A 17693-nucleotide genomic window follows, 5' to 3' on the forward strand; every position below is an offset into this window, starting at 1 on the left:
GACTAATTAGTTCGTAATGAATTAACTGTTGTTCACTCTTCAAGACTTTAAAACGTATTTTTTTGTGATACGGTCTTGTGAGTGCCCACACAGATTGTCTGATTAATTGTTAAAGAGCAGGCTGAATTAAAATTGAATATTCTCGTTCAGCCGGGCTGCGTATACTACGCCTTTCGCCCGCAGAGTCAAGCGCTTATTCGCTTTCCTTCTGCCTGACCTCACAATGTTTATCAGCGTTGTGTCGGTCAGTGGTGGCGCATTATAGGGAGTTCTTTGACGCTGGCAAGTATTTATTGAAAAAAAACTGCCATTCGCAGATTTTTTCAACAAAACCTGCATTTTTGCGTTTTTTTTATACAAGATTGATGGCGTCGACAATAATTATTCCCAAACTAAGGTACTATTAAGTAGACAAATACGGGAAAGGGTTCAAATCCACTATGCAATTTAAAGAACAAAGAAAAGCTTCCCAGAAAAACCTTTCTTATCTTCTAGCTGAAAAAATCGGACAACAGATTTTATCTGGTGAATATAAAGCTGAAACTATCCTTCCTGGTGAAATAGAACTCGCTGAACAATTTAACGTCAGCAGAACCTCTGTTCGTGAAGCAATAAAAATACTTGCAGCCAAAGGTATGCTATTACCTCGCCCACGTATTGGTACTCGAATCATGCCAACCATTCATTGGAATTTCCTTGATCAGGATTTATTAAAGTGGTGGATGAGTCGTGACAACCTTAACCAAGTGGTTGAACATTTCCATATAGTAAGATTAGCAATAGAGCCACAAGCTTGCTTTCTTGCTGCACAAAATGCCACACAAAAACAAAGGAAGCAGCTCTTACAGGTAATAGATGAAATGTATCTACTAAAAGGAAATTTTAACCGGGAAAAATGGATAGAGATTGATTACCAGTTTCACTATACTATTTACAAATCTTGTGGAAATCCATTCTTATGCTCTTTTGCCAATTTATTTCATCTAGTTTACCAGAACTACTTTGAAGCTATTATTTCCGATCAAGTTGTACAACTGGAAGCTCATAAAACAATTGTTAATTCTATCATCCAAGGTGACAGTCACAGTGCACTTCTCGCTTGCCAAAAGTTATTAACAGAGCGCGAATGATCTTATATAGTAGTGTATTAGATTAATATCTAACCAAACATTAACTAGATAAAATAAGTAGGATTATTAATGGTAAAAACCGCTCGTAATATGGCGGGGCTACCCTGGATTGCTGCAATAGCTTTCTTTATGCAAGCTTTAGATGCAACAATTCTCAACACAGCATTGCCCGCTATTGCTGAAAGCCTCAAACATTCACCTCTGGCGATGCAATCTGCTGTTGTCAGCTATACTCTGACTGTTGCTTTGCTAATTCCAGTCAGCGGCTGGTTAGCAGATCGTTTCGGTACCCGCCGGGTATTTATGTTTGCTGTATCCTTGTTTTCTTTAGGCTCTCTTGCCTGTGCTTTGTCAGGTAATTTAGCTTTCCTAGTTGCTTCCCGTGTAATTCAAGGAATTGGTGGCGCAATGATGATGCCGGTTGCTCGCCTTGCTTTATTACGTGCATACCCACGCAGCGAACTTCTACCCGTTATGAATTTTGTCACCATGCCCGGGTTAGTAGGGCCAATTCTTGGTCCTATGCTCGGTGGGTTATTAGTCACTTATGCTACCTGGCACTGGATATTTATTATCAATATTCCGATCGGTTTATTGGGAATTATTTATGCTAAAAAACATATGCCTAATTTTACAATGCCAAAACGTTCGTTTGACTTTTTCGGTTTTATACTTTTTGGCCTGAGTTTAATAATGGTTTCTGTCAGTTTAGATTTACTAGGGGAGAGTACGTTACCAGGTTATATACCTCTGACAATGATGGTCGGTGGTTTTATGATATTATTTGGTTATCTAATGCATGCCAGAAGACAGACCCAACCCCTTATTAGTCTGAAATTATTCCGTGTTCGTACATTCTCTATCGGTATTATAGGTAATATTGTTACACGCTTGGGAACTGGGTGCATTCCTTTCCTAATGCCTTTGATGCTACAAGTTGGATTTGGCTATTCAGCAGTCATTGCCGGAATGATGATGGCACCAACAGCTATTGGTTCTGTTATAGCCAAATCTTTCGTTACTAATGTATTAACTCGCTTTGGATATCGTAAGACGCTGGTTAGCATAACAATCACTATTGGATTAATGATTTCTCAATTTTCACTGCAATCACCAGAAATGTCCGCTGTCCTTCTGTCTATTCCACTATTCTTACTGGGCATGGCTGTATCCATTCAATTTACTTCGATGAATACTATTACTCTTGCTGATCTGACCGATAATAATGCCAGTTCAGGAAATAGTTTATTAGCTGTAACTCAGCAGTTATCTATTAGCTTCGGTGTTGCGGTAAGTGCCGCTATTCTTCGTTTCTATGAATCCATACATTATGGAACAACCATTGATAGCTTCCACAACACTTTTATTACCGTAGGAATAATCACTTTACTCTCTTCGTCCACCTTCCTGCTATTACATAAGGAAGATGGAGATAACATGATCAAGAAAAAGAACACCTAAGTACGAGAAACTGAACTACGCTCAATCAGTGTCGGAGTTAATACTAATAATTTAGGATCACTTTCTGGGTTATTCATCCGATAAAGCAAAGTATCAACAGCTAACTTTCCTAATTTATCTTTTGGCTGATGAATGGTTGTCAACGGTGGGATCATATAAGGAGCAAGGTCGATATCATCATAACCTATGATGGAAATATCATCCGGTATAGAAAGCCCCGCTTGGTACAGAGCCTGATAAGCGCCAACAGCCATTGCATCATTTCCAGCAAAAACAGCTTCTGGCGGTTCTGGATGTTGTAGTAATCTCTGCATTGATTTAAAACCACCAGCAAATTCAAAATCACTATAAATTTCATATCCGTCAGGAATAATAAGGCCAGCATTCGCCATTGCCTTTCTATATCCCTTCAATCGATGATTAGCAGGTGTTTTATCTTGTGGACCTGCAATACAAGCTATTTTTTTAAAACCACAGCTAATAAGGTGATTAGTCGCTATCTCACCCCCCAACAAGGAGTTGTCCTGAATAATATCGCTGACAATATCAAATGGAGACCAATCCATCATAACCATCGGTAAAGGAGGATAACGACGCAAAACATCACAGGAGCTGTGTTGATTTTCAGTACACATAATCAGCACCCCATCTACTCGCTTTTGCAGCAAAGTTTCCATGCTGTAATCCATTCGTTTGGCATCCCCCTCTGTATTACACAAGATAAGGCTATAACCACGCTCATAACAGCTTCGTTCAACCCCTCTTACAATTTCAGCATAAAAAGGATTATTACTGGTTGTCACCAGCATACCAATGGTTTTGGTTTGCTTGATCTTAAGACTTCGTGCAAGCGCTGATGGCGCATAATTCAATTGCTCAATTGCATCATTAACTTTCTTTTTCACACCATCACTGACATAACGATTATTATTAATAACATGAGATACAGTCGATGTAGAAACGCCTGCAAAACGAGCAACATCTTTCATTGTAGCCACAGTTAGTCCTGTTCAGTTAAAAATGCATCAATTTCATTTCGCCACGGGACGGAAGGCTGAGCGCCCTGACGTGTTACCGCTATTGCAGCAGCAGAATGAGCAAATCGTATGGCAGATAACATGGATTTTCTTTCCAACAAAGCTGTCACCAGCGCACCATTGAAAGTATCTCCTGCCGCAACAGTATCTACAACGTTAACTTTAAATCCCGGAACAATTTTTCCTTTTTGACCTCTTTCACTCAACCATACACCACGGCTACCTAATGTGATAATTACCGTTTCAATACCTTTATCATGCAGTATTTGAGCCGCATTTTCCGCATCTGAATCATTTTCTACTTTAATTCCAGTGAGATATTCCGCTTCAGTTTCATTTGGTGTAATGATATCCACCAGCGAGAGCAATTGATCAGATAATTTTCGGGCCGGCGCCGGATTGAGTATTATTTTTGTATTATTTTGTTTAGCTATTGTTGCAGCAAGTTGTACTGTTTCCAATGGAGACTCAAGTTGCATTAATAATGCATCAGCTTCTTCAATAATATTTTGATAGCGATAGAAATATTCCGGTGTCAACGCTGCATTAGCACCAGCATTGATACCAATAACGTTTTCACCTTGCTGATTAACGAAAATCAACGCTACACCCGTTGTTTCTCCTTTAATCACTTCAATGCCAGAAGTTTTAATATTATCCTTTGCTAATTGCTGATAGATGCGAAAACCAATATCGTCCTCACCAACACAAGCTATAAATGTAATGTCAGCACCACTGCGGCCTGCTGCTACCGCCTGATTAGCACCTTTACCACCAAAAGCAACCTGATATTGCTCCCCGATCACCGTTTCCCCCGGACGAGGGAATGACTTAAGATTCAAAATATGGTCAGCATTAATGCTGCCAAGCACCGCAAGTTTTGCTGTACTCATTACATTTATTCCTTTTCAATTATGCCGTCACCACCATCAATGAGTAACGGCATAAATACCGATTTATTTTTTAATAACTAACTCCAATTCCACGGGGATGACGGCTTTAACTTTTTCGCCTCTCAGCACTTTATTTGCAGTCTGAACACCAACGATACCAATTTGATCAGGCCGCTGAGCGATCGTCGCTCCCAGTTTTCCACTTTGAACAGCTTTGATACCATCTCCAGTACCATCAAAACCAACAACTAATACATCGCTTTTACCTGCGGTCTGTAAAGCACGTAAGGCACCTAACGCCATCTCATCATTCTGAGCAAATACAGCTTGTACAGCCGGATGAGCCGTCAGTAAGTTCTGCATAACATTCAGTCCTTTGGTACGATCGAAATCAGCAGGCTGACTAGCCAGCACATTGAATTTATGTTCCTGTGCTACCTTATTAAATCCCTCACCACGTTCACGGGCGGCAGAAGTGCCGGCAATACCTTCTAACTGAATAATTTTGGCTTCATTCCCCAGTTTTTCGGCGATAAAATCACCCGCTATTTTACCCCCCAAGCGGTTATCAGAGGCAATATGACTGACAACAGTACCTTTATTCGCTATCCGATCTAGAGTAATGACCGGAATTTTGGCATTGTTAGCCATCATAATGGCATTACCAACAGCATCGGAGTCAGTCGGGTTAATTAGCATGAGTTTAGTACCACGTACCGTCAAATCCTGAACATTAGCTAATTCTTTCGCTGGATTATCCTGAGAATCCAACACAATTAGGTCATAGCCCAACTTATCCGCCTCCTTTTGAGCGCTATCCTTCATTGTGACAAAGAATGGATTATTCAGTGTAGAAATGACTAACGCGATAGTGTCTTTCGCCAATGCATTTACACTTACAGTCATACTTAGCGCAACAGCAGATAAAATTGTTACTAATTTCTTCACTTTCATCGTGTTATTTCCTGTAGGGTGAGGTTATTTACCACTTTTATTATCAACCAGAACTGCCAACAATATTACAATTGCTTTAACAATCATCTGATAGTTAGAAGAAATACCTAATAAGTTTAAGCCATTGTTTAAAAAACCGAGGATTAGCGCACCAATCAGAGTACCAATAATTAATCCCTTACCACCAGCCAGACGGGTTCCTCCCAGTACTACGGCAGCAATAGCATCTAATTCATAACCGCCTCCCGCCATAGGTTGAGCAGAAGAAAGACGAGCGACTTCAATAATACTTGCCAATGCCGTCAGTAAACCGCATAAGGAGTAAACGATAATTTTAATTTTATCGATATTGATACCAGATAAACGGGTAGCCGATTCATTCCCCCCCAAGGCATAAATATAACGACCTAAGCGGGTGTGATGCAGGATATACCATACGATAATAAAAACTATCAACATCAGCCATACTGGAGTAGGAATTCCCAGTGGCCGACCAATACCAAACCAGCCAAACAGATCCGCGTTATCACTGAATCCTGTATTTATTGGGCTACCATCAGTATAGACACGGGTTATTCCACGAAGTAATAACATCATGACTAGAGTGGCAATAAAAGCTTGTACTTTACCTTTAGCAATTATTATTCCTGTACAAGCACCAATTGCAGCACCTAAAGCCAAAGCACTCACGATAGCCACCAGAGCATTAACTTCCGTACCAACCAATGAAGCAGCTATTGCACCTGTTAACGCAAGCAATGAACCAACAGACAGGTCAATACCCGATGTCAGAATAACTAATGTCATCCCAACGGCCATAATGGCATTGACTGATGTTTGTTGCAGAATATTAAACAGATTATTTAAAGTGAAAAAATTTTGGCTAAGAGAAGAAACTACTACGATCAACACTAATAATGCAATCAGTGACTTTTGTTTCAGTAACCACTCTTTAGTAAACCAACGTTTAAATGTCGGTGATATATTAGAATTCATACTGAATTACCCATGAATTGCTCCATATTGTTTGCCTACAGCCGCCGCCATCAAAACTTCTTGAGTTACCTGTTCAGCAAAAAATTCTCCGCTGATCTGGCCTTCACACATAACCAAAATACGGTCACTCATTCCCATCACTTCTGGCATTTCAGAAGAAATAAGAATAATACTTAGCCCTTCTTTCTTGAACTGATTAATTAACTGATAAATTTCTTTTTTTGCGCCAACATCTACACCACGTGTAGGTTCATCCAGAATAAGAACTTTTGGTCTGGTCATTAATCCACGGGCAATGGCTACTTTTTGCTGATTACCACCAGAAAGCAAATCAATAGTTTGTCCCATTGAAGGTGTCTTAATACTAAACAATTTAATAAAGTCACTAACTGCACTCTGTTCTTCTTGATGATTAAGACCCCCTAACCGGTTACTGAAATAACGTAAGGCAGTAAGAGACATATTCTCTTTAATTGACATTCCCAAAACTAAACCATCACGTTTACGATCTTCTGAAATATAAACAATCCCACAAGCTAACCCATCCTGAGGGTTACGAATTACAATGGGTGTTCCATCCAACGTGATTTGTCCTTGAGTTTTCGGCAACGCACCATAAATAATTTTCATCAATTCAGTGCGGCCAGCCCCCATCAGCCCTGATATACCCAAAATTTCCCCGCTATAAAGGGAAAAACTAGCATTTGTCACACCGGGACCAGAAATCTGATTAACTTCAAGTCGTTTTTTACCCCGAGGTAAATTCAGGCGAGGATATTGATCTTCCAGTTTTCGCCCAACCATCATTTCAATCAGAGCCTCTTCTTTTAACTCTTTTACCGGCTTTTCACCAATAAATTGTCCATCACGGAATACCGTCACATCATCGCAAATTTCAAAAATTTCTTTCAAACGATGGGAGATATAAACAATACCGCATCCCTGAGATTTTAGTTCATGTATTACACTAAATAATGATTCAGTTTCTGTATCGGTCAGCGCATCAGTTGGCTCATCCATAATGATAACTTTGGATTTAAAACTCAACACCTTAGCAATTTCAACCATTTGTTGATCACCGATAGAAAGTTCAGCGACTAAACGGTGACTGCTGTAATTCAGATTCAATTTTTTTAACAGGCGATCTGCTTCCTGATACATTTTTCTCCAATCAATCGCACCGAATTTATTAACAAATTCGCGTCCCAGGAAAATATTTTCAGCAATAGTCAGTTGGGGAATAAGATTTAATTCCTGATGGATAATCCCGATCCCCGCTTCCTGAGAGGATCTAGGACCAGAAAAAATCACTTCTTTTCCTAGGTAATAAACCGTGCCTGTATCTCTGGTATATATCCCAGTCAACACTTTTATCATAGTGGATTTACCTGCACCATTCTCCCCTACCAGTGCCATCACTTTACCCGAGTAAACACGTAGTGCCGCACCAGATAATGCTTTGACACCAGGAAAAGATTTACTAATTCCTTTTAGTTCCAGTACAGGCTGCATAATCACCTCAGAAAGTCACGCCAGCACAAAGGATAATATTGGCATAAGGAGAATGCTCTCCTGTGCGAATCACCGCTCGGCTATGTTCTGTTTTCTCTTTCAACATATTATGACTAATATAGTCTACAGTAATTGAATTCCCTTGCTGTTTCTCAAGCTCTTTAATTTGAGTCAATATTAATTGATGTATCAAAGGATTATGGTCAATGATCTCCTCAGCTAAAAATGCAGCTTCAATTTGCATTTCGTGTGTAACAACATTAAGAACGGATATAAAACTAGGAATTCCCTGGGTTAGCGCTAAATCAATCCGCTGGGCTAAAGAAGGAATTGGTAATCCAGCGTCACCAATTGTAATCTGGTCAGCATGCCCTAGCTGAGAAATTACGGCTGAAATTTCAGAATTAAGTAATACACCTTTTTTCATTTTTTTATTCCATTAGCGAAACGTTTCGCTATTTAGTAATATAGAAAGTAATATTTAAAATACAACATTAGTGATACAAAAGTGTGATCACTATCGAAACGTTTCGATAATGAAAGAAACGAAAATAAATGCTAACTTATTGAATATTTGACGCTGAATCGATTTTTAAGGTAAATATTGTCTACATCAACAAATAATGATTAAAATCTATGGAGAAGGCCAATTAGGTTTCATCTAATCCAACAGATAATATTGGTACGAATTATGTTGTTAGCAGAAAAAATAGTTTGCTTAAGTCACTATCTGGAAAGTGGTCTGTATGAAAGACAACAGACTATTCGTTTATGTTTGCTAGCGGCATTGTGTGGGGAAAGTGTTTTTCTACTCGGTCCTCCTGGTATCGCAAAAAGCCTGATAGCCCGACGATTGAAATTTGCGTTTCGTGATGCCAGAGCATTTGAATATCTGATGACTCGCTTTTCAACTCCTGAAGAAATTTTCGGTCCTCTTTCTATTCAGGCATTGAAAGAAGAAGGACGTTACCAACGTCTAACTAACGGATATTTACCTGAAACCGAAATTGTCTTCCTTGATGAAATATGGAAAGCCGGTCCAGCAATTCTGAATACCCTATTGACCGCAATTAATGAAAGAAAATTCAGAAATGGCGATACAGAAGAGAAAATTCCAATGCGATTACTTGTAACAGCATCCAATGAGCTGCCTGAAGCAGATAACAGCCTGGAAGCACTCTATGACAGAATGTTAATTCGTATTTGGTTGGACAAAATTCAAGAAAAAAAGAATTTCCGAGCGTTACTCACTAGCCACAAAAATGAAAATGATAACCCTGTCCCGGCAGACATTCAGATAACAAGTGAAGAATTTCACCAATGGCAAAAAGAGATTGATAAGATAATCCTACCTGATAGTTGTTTTGATATTATCTATCATTTACGCCAGCAACTTGATACGACAGAACATTCACCTTACATTTCAGATCGACGCTGGAAGAAAGCCATTCATTTATTACAAGCCAGTGCTTTCTTTAATGGTAGAAAAGAGATATCCCCTATTGACTTAATATTGCTGAAAGATTGTTTGTGGCATGATCTTCACTCTTTTAAATTATTACCTCAGTACCTAAATACTCTCATGACCGAACAGGCATATCAGCAAAGAGTATTATCTCAAAAAATTGATTCGCTCTATCACCAATGGGCTCAAGTCTGCCAGGATAAAAATGATCAACAAGCGTTAAAGCTGGAAAAACAAACCAGTCTGTTTGGACATAAAATACAGTATTCGTTACCCGATCATATCAATGAAGAAAAATTGATTTTATTCCTACATACACCTCTTCATCTCCATGATATTAAAGTTAATTTCATTGAATTGGATAAAAAAGCGCTGAATAACTGGATAAACAAAGGCGGAGAACTATCAGCTCGTCTGAACGGTATTGGTTTCCCACAAAACATAGCAGCCGAAATTAATTCAACACACCAGCCAGAGATTTTTGATATCAGCCGTCGTTCATCCACGCTATATTTACCAGACCGCCAGCATCAGCAAAATGAAGAAAACAACGAGTGGCTGGAAAGATTGGAAAAAATTAATCAAGAAATCCATCACCAACACCAATTGTTTAATCACCATCAACCATGTCTGTTTATTGAAAGTCATTGGCTTGCTACGATAGAGCAAAGCTTTATCCAGTTAGCCGATAAAATTAATCAGTTGAAAATAAAAATGGGCAACTAATTAAATGATTAGTCTGACAACCCTTGATCTTTTACTGTCAATAAACGAAGGAGAGATGATAGAAGAGATCATATTAACGCTTCTAGCTTCACCTCAGTTAGCTATCTTTTTTGAAAAATATCCTCGTTTGAAACGTGCGCTACTAAAAGATATCCCTGGTTGGAAACACGATTTACAGCACAGGATTAAAGAAACGCTCATTCCTGCAACTCTGGCAGAAGAATTTCAATTATATCAACAACTACTCTCTGCCAATACAAATCATTTTTTTCTTAAACTTCCCGATATTTTAGAAACCCTGCGCCGAATTGAATCCCCTTTTAGTGAAGAAGCACAGAAACTCGCAACCAACACCATTGCCAATTCAAATACACTGCAAATCCTATTTATTCAACGATGGAGGATCAGTTTGATCCTGCAAACCACAACCCTCCATAAAAAATTGCTAGAACAAGAAAAAGAGCAATTACTGGCAGAACTACAACAAAGGTTGACACTAAGCGGTAATCTTGATCCTGTTTTTAGTGAAAATGATAGGGCAGCAGGTCGGTTATGGGACATGAGTAAAAATCAGTTAAATCATTCCCAAAATAATAAACAGTTATTGATTCGCTATAGTGAATTTCTTCGCCAACAGCCGGAACTGGAAAAATTAGCTCAATTACTTGGACGCAGCCAATCTGCAAAATCAAAACCACAGGAAAATCATTTTTTCGAACCATTTACCACAATCGAACAAACACCTGACACTGTTCCTGAACAGGTAAATGGAATCGGACAAAGTGATGATATTATGCGTCTATTGCCAATAGAATTGGCGATATTAGGAATTGAAGACCTAGAATATGAATTCTATCGCAAATTAGTGGAAAAAAAACTCCTGACCTATCGATTACAAGGTGATAACTGGCGAGAAAAAACAACATTACGGCCAGTCACTCATTATAGCCAGGAAGAAAAACCACGAGGACCATTTATTATTTGTGTAGATACTTCCGGTTCTATGGGAAGATTTAATGAAAAATGCGCTAAAGCTTTTTGTCTGGCACTGTTACGCATTGCTCTAGCTGATAATCGCAACTGTCATATCATGCTATTTACGACAGAAATTGTGCACTATGAACTATCCTCACCAGATGGTCTGGAGCAAGCTATTCGTTTTCTCAGCCAGACTTTCAGAGGAGGGACAGATCTCGCTTTCTGTCTGACAAACACAATAGAAAAAATGAAAGAACATCGTTGGAAAGATGCTGATGCTGTTGTTATCTCAGATTTCATTGCCCAGCGCCTGCCGGACTCACTAATCCATCAGATAAAAAATCTGCAACTGCATCAGCAACACCGCTTCCATGCGGTCTCCATGTCCCAATATGGTAAGCCCGATATTATGCGGATATTCGATCATATCTGGCGCTTTGATACCGGACTTAAAAGCCGTTTACTGCGAAAATGGCGTCACTAATTGAATCAAAGCATATCTTCTACAGTTTCACGTATTTCTGGTGACCAGATACTGCACTGAACCTGACCGATGTGCTTCATTTGCAGCAGTAACATCACTAAACGAGATTGACCAATACCGCCACCAATCGACTGTGGCATGTCACCTTTGAGTAACGTCTGATGCCAATCATATTGTAAACGCTCTTCATCACCAGTCAGTGCTAACTGACGCTCCAGTGCATCTGCATCAACACGGATACCCATAGAAGAGATCTCAAACGCATCTTCCAAAACAGGGTTCCAAACAATGATGTCGCCGTTTAGACCAAAAAAACCATCGCAGTTTGGCGTCGTCCAGTCATCATAATCAGGCGCGCGTACATCATGAGATTGACCATCAGATAATTTCGCACCAATACCTATGAGGAAAACAGCGCCCAATTCTTTAGCAATAGCACGTTCACGACCTTTTGCGTCCAGATCCGGATAACGGCTCAGAAGCGTTTCACTATGAACAAAGTGAATTTGATCTGGCAGGAACGGCGCCAGACCAAACTCTTTGCTGACAGCTTTTTCTGTTTCTTTTATTGCTTCGTAAATTTTACCTACCGTCTGTTTAAGATAAGCAAGTGAACGTTGCCCATCTCCCATCACTTTTTCCCAATCCCATTGATCAACATAAACAGAGTGGATTGGTGTTAAGCGATCCTCATCCGGACGCAATGCTTTCATGTGAGTATAAAGCCCTTGTTCAGGCTGAAAGCCAAAACGTCCCAGTGTCTTACGTTTCCATTTAGCCAATGAATGCACTACTTCGAAAGTTGAATCAGGTAAAGTTTTTACTTTTACCTGAACAGCTTTTTCATGACCAGACAGGTTGTCCTGAATACCATCTCCCAAACAACTTAGGATTGGCCCTTGTACTTCAATCAGACCCAGTTTGCTTTCCAGCAAACGGGAAAAGTAGGATTTCACGAAACTGATTTGTTGCTGCTTTTCAATAAACGACTTTTTCATAATGTTATTCTCTAATTTTTTAGGTGGCCCTGATGTCCTGTTGGAAACATTAAGCAATAAAATGAGGGATAAATTCAATATACTTTAATAAAAATAGCCTTTATGATTCATAAAATTCATTTTTAAGATGCAAAAAATGAAAATTCATTAAAAAATGGGGCTAAAAATGGCAGAAATTTATCAGATCGACAATTTAGACCGTGACATACTTCACGCTTTAATGGACAACGCACGTACACCTTATGCCGAACTAGCAAAGAAATTTGCGGTCAGCCCAGGAACAATTCACGTTCGTGTGGAAAAAATGAAGCAAGCAGGAATCATCACCGGCACCAGAGTAGATATCAGCACGAAACAACTTGGTTATGATGTGTGTTGCTTTATTGGCATTATTCTTAAAAGTGCTAAAGATTATCCATCTGCCCTGAAAAAACTAGACAACCTGGATGAAGTAGTTGAAGTTTACTACACAACAGGCCACTACAGCATCTTTATTAAAGTTATGTGCCGCTCAATTGAATCCCTTCAAGATGTGCTTATCAACAAAATACAGACTATCGATGAAATTCAATCAACAGAAACCCTAATCTCCTTACAAAACCCGATTATGCGGACAATCAAGCCATAAAATAAAATTTGTTATAACCACATTATCCACAGGTAGATCCCAACAGATTCACAGCGTACAATAGCGACTCTTGAAATCTGTTGGGATCACTATGGCCACGATTACCTTAATCAGCGGTAGCACAATGGGTAGTGCTGAATACGTAGCTGAACATATGGCTGAAATTTTGGAAGATGCTGGCTTCTCCACTGAAATGCTACATGGCCCCTCTTTAGATGAACTTCCTCAAGAAGGGATCTGGCTAGTCGTCACATCCACACATGGAGCAGGAGAATTGCCAGAAAATATACAACCATTAGCAGCAGAAATTTCTGAACAAAAACCTGATCTCCGTAAGGTAACGTTTGGCGCCGTTGGCCTTGGGAGTTCTGAATACGATACTTTTTGCGGTGCAATAAGATCATTTGACCAAATATTAATAGAAAGCGGAGCTAAACGCCTCGGTGATCGTCTGGAAATTGATATTCAACAACACGAGATCCCCGAAGATCCCGCGGAAGAATGGGTCAAAAATTGGGCAAAGTTACTCTAATAAGAACAAAAAAACAGCAAACGATTGTGGATAACTTATCTAAAAACCCGGGGTTAACCCGTAGTTATCCATAGTATAACTCTCTGACAATGATCACCTTGTGAATAACCACCGATTTAGATCCCAGTTTATACCTCGTGGGATCACGGATCATTCACAACAAATGATCCTTTACAGCTTTATGATCTTTCTAAGGAAAAATAACTTATCCACAAAAGATCATGATCCTAATAAAAGATCTAATAAACAGATCTTTAAATAAAAAAGATCTTCTTTTAATTACCGGTGATCTCACCTACTTGGTCTATCACTAAAACTTGAGTAGAATTCTCTTCCCTAATGCAACACTGAGCATTCTTATAACTAAAGGTTCATCACCATGTTTTATCCAGAACAATTTGACGTCATCATTATCGGTGGTGGTCATGCCGGTACTGAAGCTGCTATGGCAGCCGCTCGTATGGGCCGTCAAACCTTATTACTGACCCACAATATTGACACTTTGGGCCAAATGTCATGTAACCCAGCTATTGGCGGGATCGGTAAAGGACATCTGGTTAAAGAAATTGATGCGCTTGGTGGTTTAATGGCTAAAGCCACTGACCAAGCTGGTATTCAATTTAGAACTTTGAATGCCAGTAAAGGGCCAGCAGTTCGTGCAACACGAGCTCAAGCTGATAGAGTTCTCTATCGTCAAGCTGTGCGCATGGCATTGGAGAATCAACCTAATCTGATGATCTTCCAACAACCTGTAGAAGATCTCATTGTTGAAAATGGCACAGTTACTGGCGCAGTAACACGCATGGGGCTTAAGTTCAAAGCCAAAGCTATTGTTCTAACCGTAGGAACATTTCTTGACGGTAAGATCCACATTGGTCTGGAAAATTATAGTGGTGGAAGGGCTGGTGATCCTCCTGCAATTTCGTTAGCACAACGCTTACGTGAGTTACCCTTACGTGTAAACAGATTAAAAACAGGAACGCCACCACGTATTGATGCCAGAACTATTGATTTTAGTCAGTTAACACAACAACTAGGTGATAATCCAACACCGGTATTTTCTTTCCTTGGAAACGTGAAACAACATCCACAACAAATACCGTGTTACATCACCCATACGAATGAAAAAACTCACGATGTGATCCGCAATAATTTGGATCGTAGCCCAATGTATGCAGGGATCATTGAAGGGATCGGTCCACGCTACTGTCCTTCAATCGAAGATAAAGTGATGCGTTTTGCAGATCGTAACGCTCACCAGATCTTCCTCGAGCCTGAAGGACTGACCAGTAATGAAATCTATCCAAATGGTATTTCTACCAGCTTGCCATTTGACGTACAGATGCAAATTGTTCACTCCATGAAAGGAATGGAAAATGCTCGCATTATTCGTCCTGGTTATGCAATAGAATACGATTTTTTCGATCCAAGAGATCTGAAACAAACACTAGAAAGTAAATTTATCCACGGTCTATTCTTTGCTGGGCAAATTAACGGTACCACGGGTTACGAAGAAGCTGCTGCTCAAGGACTCCTGGCTGGTCTTAACGCAGCTCGTTATGCTTCAGAAGAAGAAGGTTGGTTCCCTCGCCGTGATCAAGCTTATATTGGCGTTTTAGTTGACGATTTATGTACTTTAGGGACTAAAGAACCATACCGTATGTTTACTTCCCGAGCTGAATATCGTTTGATGCTACGTGAAGATAACGCAGACTTGCGCTTAACAGAAAAAGGCCGTGAATTAGGGTTGGTAGATGATTCACGTTGGGAACATTATTGCCGTAAAGTCGAAATGGTTGAACAGGAACGTCAGCGTTTACGTAATATTTGGATTCACCCTAATTCAAATAATCTTGATGACATAAACAACATATTGAAAATGCCATTGTCGAAAGAGGCTAATGGTGAAGATCTACTGCGTCGTCCTGAGATGAACTATGAACTTTTGACCTCATTGCCCTTGTTTTCTCCAGGTCTTGAAGAACCACAAGCCGCTGATCAAGTTGAAATTCAAGTCAAATACGAGGGATATATTGCCCGCCAGCAGGAAGAAATCGAAAAACAGCTACGTAATGAAAACACATCATTACCGGTTGATCTCGATTACCATCAAATCAGTGGTCTTTCCAATGAAGTTGTCGCTAAGCTCAATGATCATAAGCCAAGTTCAATTGGCCAGGCTTCTCGTATTTCGGGGGTAACACCCGCTGCCATTTCAATTTTACTTGTGTGGTTGAAAAAACAAGGATTATTGCGCCGCAGCGCCTGAGAGGATTTTAATTGTGCTTAACAAACTAGAATTGTTACTGACCAAAGCGGGAATAGAGTTATCACTACAGCAGAAACAGCAGCTTGTAGCCTATGTTGATATGCTCAATAAGTGGAATAAGGCTTACAATCTCACATCAGTACGTGAGCCGGAGCAAATGCTGGTACGTCATATCATGGACAGCATTGTTGTCAGTCCTTATCTGCAAGGTCATCGTTTTATCGATGTGGGAACAGGCCCGGGATTGCCTGGTATCCCGTTAGCTATCGTTTGTCCTGATTCTCACTTCACATTGCTGGATAGTTTAGGTAAAAGGGTGAGATTTTTGCGTCAGGTTCAGCATGAACTTGGTTTGGTAAATATCGAACCAGTACAAAGTAGAGTTGAAGCGTATTCTTCTGAGCCTCCTTTTGATGGCGTAGTAAGCCGTGCTTTTGCTTCGTTACAAGATATGGTCTCTTGGTGCAGTCATTTGCCAGAGCTTATTCACGGGCGTTTCTATGCACTTAAAGGTGTGCTTCCAGAAGAAGAACTGACTATGTTGCCTTTTGGAATTTCCGTTGATTCGGTTATTAAATTAGATGTTCCTGAACTGGAAGGGCAACGTCATTTGGTTATCCTTAAATCAAACTGATTTTGTTATTTGTCAATAAAGTTATAAATAATTAGTGATGTTGAGCACAATTATACTGTAATCAGCATCGTTAATTATGGTTTACCTCGTTTCAGCTTTAATTTACCGAGTTATTACACAAAAATAACGTTATCTTGATATTAAGATAGTTGAACCTTTTAAAATCAAATAAAGCATTTTTTCATCAGATTCACTTTTTTAAACTAGCCAGAAGTTAACTGGGTGATTTAAATCAATAATATAATCACTCTTTTATATGAAATTAAATTAACGAATTGATTTTATTATTAATTTGTTTTATTTTTATCACCTGTGAATGTTAAAGATAATTAACAAACGAAAAAAATATGTGATTTAAATCACATTTAAGTCCGAAATGTATGAAATTATAAAAAACAAGAAATCAGCACAATCATTAGCTTGCAATCTGGCGCCAAAATAAAAAATTTAAATAATTGTTCACCTTTTCACTACTTATGGATTGAATTCATTTTGGCGGCCCGTATAATTTGCACGTTTTTGTCACTTGACACTCTTAAGCAAAGGCAGTTTTATACAACATTTAGCAAAACCTGATATGCAAGACGTGCAAGGGGAGAAAACAAAAGTCATGTCTGTATCCCTTTACAGCGGTAAAATTGCACTGAAGCTGCTTTTTTTGCAGTTAATGACTTTTGTTGTTCTCAGTGTGGCTTTTTGTACCAAAAGTATAGAATGGGGCGCTTCTGCTTTTGCTGGTGGGTTAGCATGTTGGTTACCTAATGCCATATTCATGCTGTTTGCCAGTTTTCAAAAAGCAAAAGAAGAAGAGGTTCCTGTACGTATTGCATGGTCTTTCGCTGTTGGCGAAGGGTTGAAAGTTATTATTACAATAGCTGTGCTGGTTGTTGCTTTAGGCGTGTTTAAAGCGGCGTTTGCACCACTAGGTTTAACTTATTTAGCGGTGCTGATTGTGCAAATCATCGCACCTGCTGTGATAAACGGTTAGGTTTTCAA

Annotated in this window: 16 protein-coding genes; 9 read left to right on the plus strand and 7 right to left on the minus strand. The window is 39.4% G+C overall.

Features of this window, described 5'->3' with window-relative positions:
• The first annotated feature begins 440 nt into the window (after positions 1-440).
• Both EAE93_RS22570 and mdtD read left to right on the plus strand, forming a co-directional pair.
• The gene (locus EAE93_RS22570) at positions 441-1130 is read left to right on the plus strand and encodes a FadR/GntR family transcriptional regulator (RefSeq protein WP_214040604.1); all 690 of its coding nucleotides are present in this window, start codon (positions 441-443) and stop codon (positions 1128-1130) included.
• A 69-nt stretch (positions 1131-1199) separates the two neighbouring features.
• The gene (gene mdtD / locus EAE93_RS22575; protein ID WP_040148580.1) at positions 1200-2591 is read left to right on the plus strand and encodes a multidrug transporter subunit MdtD; all 1392 of its coding nucleotides are present in this window, start codon (positions 1200-1202) and stop codon (positions 2589-2591) included.
• Here the strand turns inward: mdtD and rbsR are convergent.
• From rbsR to rbsD, 6 genes are all read right to left on the minus strand, one after another.
• Entirely contained in the window at positions 2588-3589 is a 1002-nt protein-coding gene (rbsR, locus tag EAE93_RS22580) for a ribose operon transcriptional repressor RbsR (protein WP_040148583.1), read from the minus strand. The genes mdtD and rbsR overlap by 4 nt on opposite strands.
• A gap of 2 nt (positions 3590-3591) precedes the next feature.
• On the minus strand, positions 3592-4521 hold the full coding sequence (gene rbsK, locus EAE93_RS22585) for a ribokinase (RefSeq protein ID WP_036782053.1): 930 nt from the start codon (positions 4519-4521) through the stop codon (positions 3592-3594).
• Between the two features lie 63 nt (positions 4522-4584).
• Entirely contained in the window at positions 4585-5475 is an 891-nt protein-coding gene (rbsB, locus tag EAE93_RS22590; RefSeq protein ID WP_214040605.1) for a ribose ABC transporter substrate-binding protein RbsB, read from the minus strand.
• 24 nt (positions 5476-5499) lie between these two features.
• The gene (rbsC, locus tag EAE93_RS22595; RefSeq protein WP_036814838.1) at positions 5500-6471 is read right to left on the minus strand and encodes a ribose ABC transporter permease; all 972 of its coding nucleotides are present in this window, start codon (positions 6469-6471) and stop codon (positions 5500-5502) included.
• Positions 6472-6477: 6 nt separating this feature from the next.
• A complete protein-coding gene (gene rbsA, locus EAE93_RS22600; protein ID WP_214040606.1) occupies positions 6478-7983 on the minus strand; it encodes a ribose ABC transporter ATP-binding protein RbsA in 1506 nt (501 codons plus the stop codon).
• 7 nt (positions 7984-7990) lie between these two features.
• Positions 7991-8410 carry a D-ribose pyranase gene (gene rbsD / locus EAE93_RS22605; protein WP_036782045.1) on the minus strand — a complete coding sequence of 140 codons (420 nt, stop codon included), beginning with the start codon at positions 8408-8410 and terminating at the stop codon, positions 7991-7993.
• A 252-nt stretch (positions 8411-8662) separates the two neighbouring features.
• Here rbsD and ravA point away from each other — a divergent pair, with 252 nt between their 5' ends.
• Positions 8663-10174 carry an ATPase RavA gene (gene ravA, locus EAE93_RS22610; protein WP_415186304.1) on the plus strand — a complete coding sequence of 504 codons (1512 nt, stop codon included), beginning with the start codon at positions 8663-8665 and terminating at the stop codon, positions 10172-10174.
• Positions 10175-10178: 4 nt separating this feature from the next.
• Entirely contained in the window at positions 10179-11636 is a 1458-nt protein-coding gene (gene viaA, locus EAE93_RS22615; protein WP_110085689.1) for an ATPase RavA stimulator ViaA, read from the plus strand.
• 5 nt (positions 11637-11641) lie between these two features.
• Here viaA and asnA read toward each other — a convergent pair whose 3' ends face one another.
• The gene (gene asnA, locus EAE93_RS22620) at positions 11642-12634 is read right to left on the minus strand and encodes an aspartate--ammonia ligase (protein WP_036782040.1); all 993 of its coding nucleotides are present in this window, start codon (positions 12632-12634) and stop codon (positions 11642-11644) included.
• Positions 12635-12800: 166 nt separating this feature from the next.
• On the opposite strand from asnA, the gene asnC reads away from it, so the two are divergent.
• From asnC to atpI, 5 genes are all read left to right on the plus strand, one after another.
• Entirely contained in the window at positions 12801-13262 is a 462-nt protein-coding gene (gene asnC / locus EAE93_RS22625) for a transcriptional regulator AsnC (RefSeq protein ID WP_011144463.1), read from the plus strand.
• Positions 13263-13353: 91 nt separating this feature from the next.
• The gene (mioC, locus tag EAE93_RS22630) at positions 13354-13794 is read left to right on the plus strand and encodes an FMN-binding protein MioC (RefSeq protein WP_036814828.1); all 441 of its coding nucleotides are present in this window, start codon (positions 13354-13356) and stop codon (positions 13792-13794) included.
• Positions 13795-14173: 379 nt separating this feature from the next.
• Entirely contained in the window at positions 14174-16063 is a 1890-nt protein-coding gene (gene mnmG / locus EAE93_RS22635) for a tRNA uridine-5-carboxymethylaminomethyl(34) synthesis enzyme MnmG (RefSeq protein ID WP_214040608.1), read from the plus strand.
• A gap of 13 nt (positions 16064-16076) precedes the next feature.
• Positions 16077-16697, plus strand: coding sequence for a 16S rRNA (guanine(527)-N(7))-methyltransferase RsmG (gene rsmG / locus EAE93_RS22640; RefSeq protein WP_214040609.1), 621 nt, complete (start codon positions 16077-16079; stop codon positions 16695-16697).
• A gap of 610 nt (positions 16698-17307) precedes the next feature.
• A complete protein-coding gene (atpI, locus tag EAE93_RS22645; protein ID WP_036814862.1) occupies positions 17308-17685 on the plus strand; it encodes a F0F1 ATP synthase subunit I in 378 nt (125 codons plus the stop codon).
• Positions 17686-17693 lie beyond the last annotated feature (8 nt).

Source organism: Photorhabdus akhurstii, from assembly GCF_018448925.1.
In the GTDB taxonomy this organism is placed as follows: domain Bacteria; phylum Pseudomonadota; class Gammaproteobacteria; order Enterobacterales; family Enterobacteriaceae; genus Photorhabdus; species Photorhabdus akhurstii.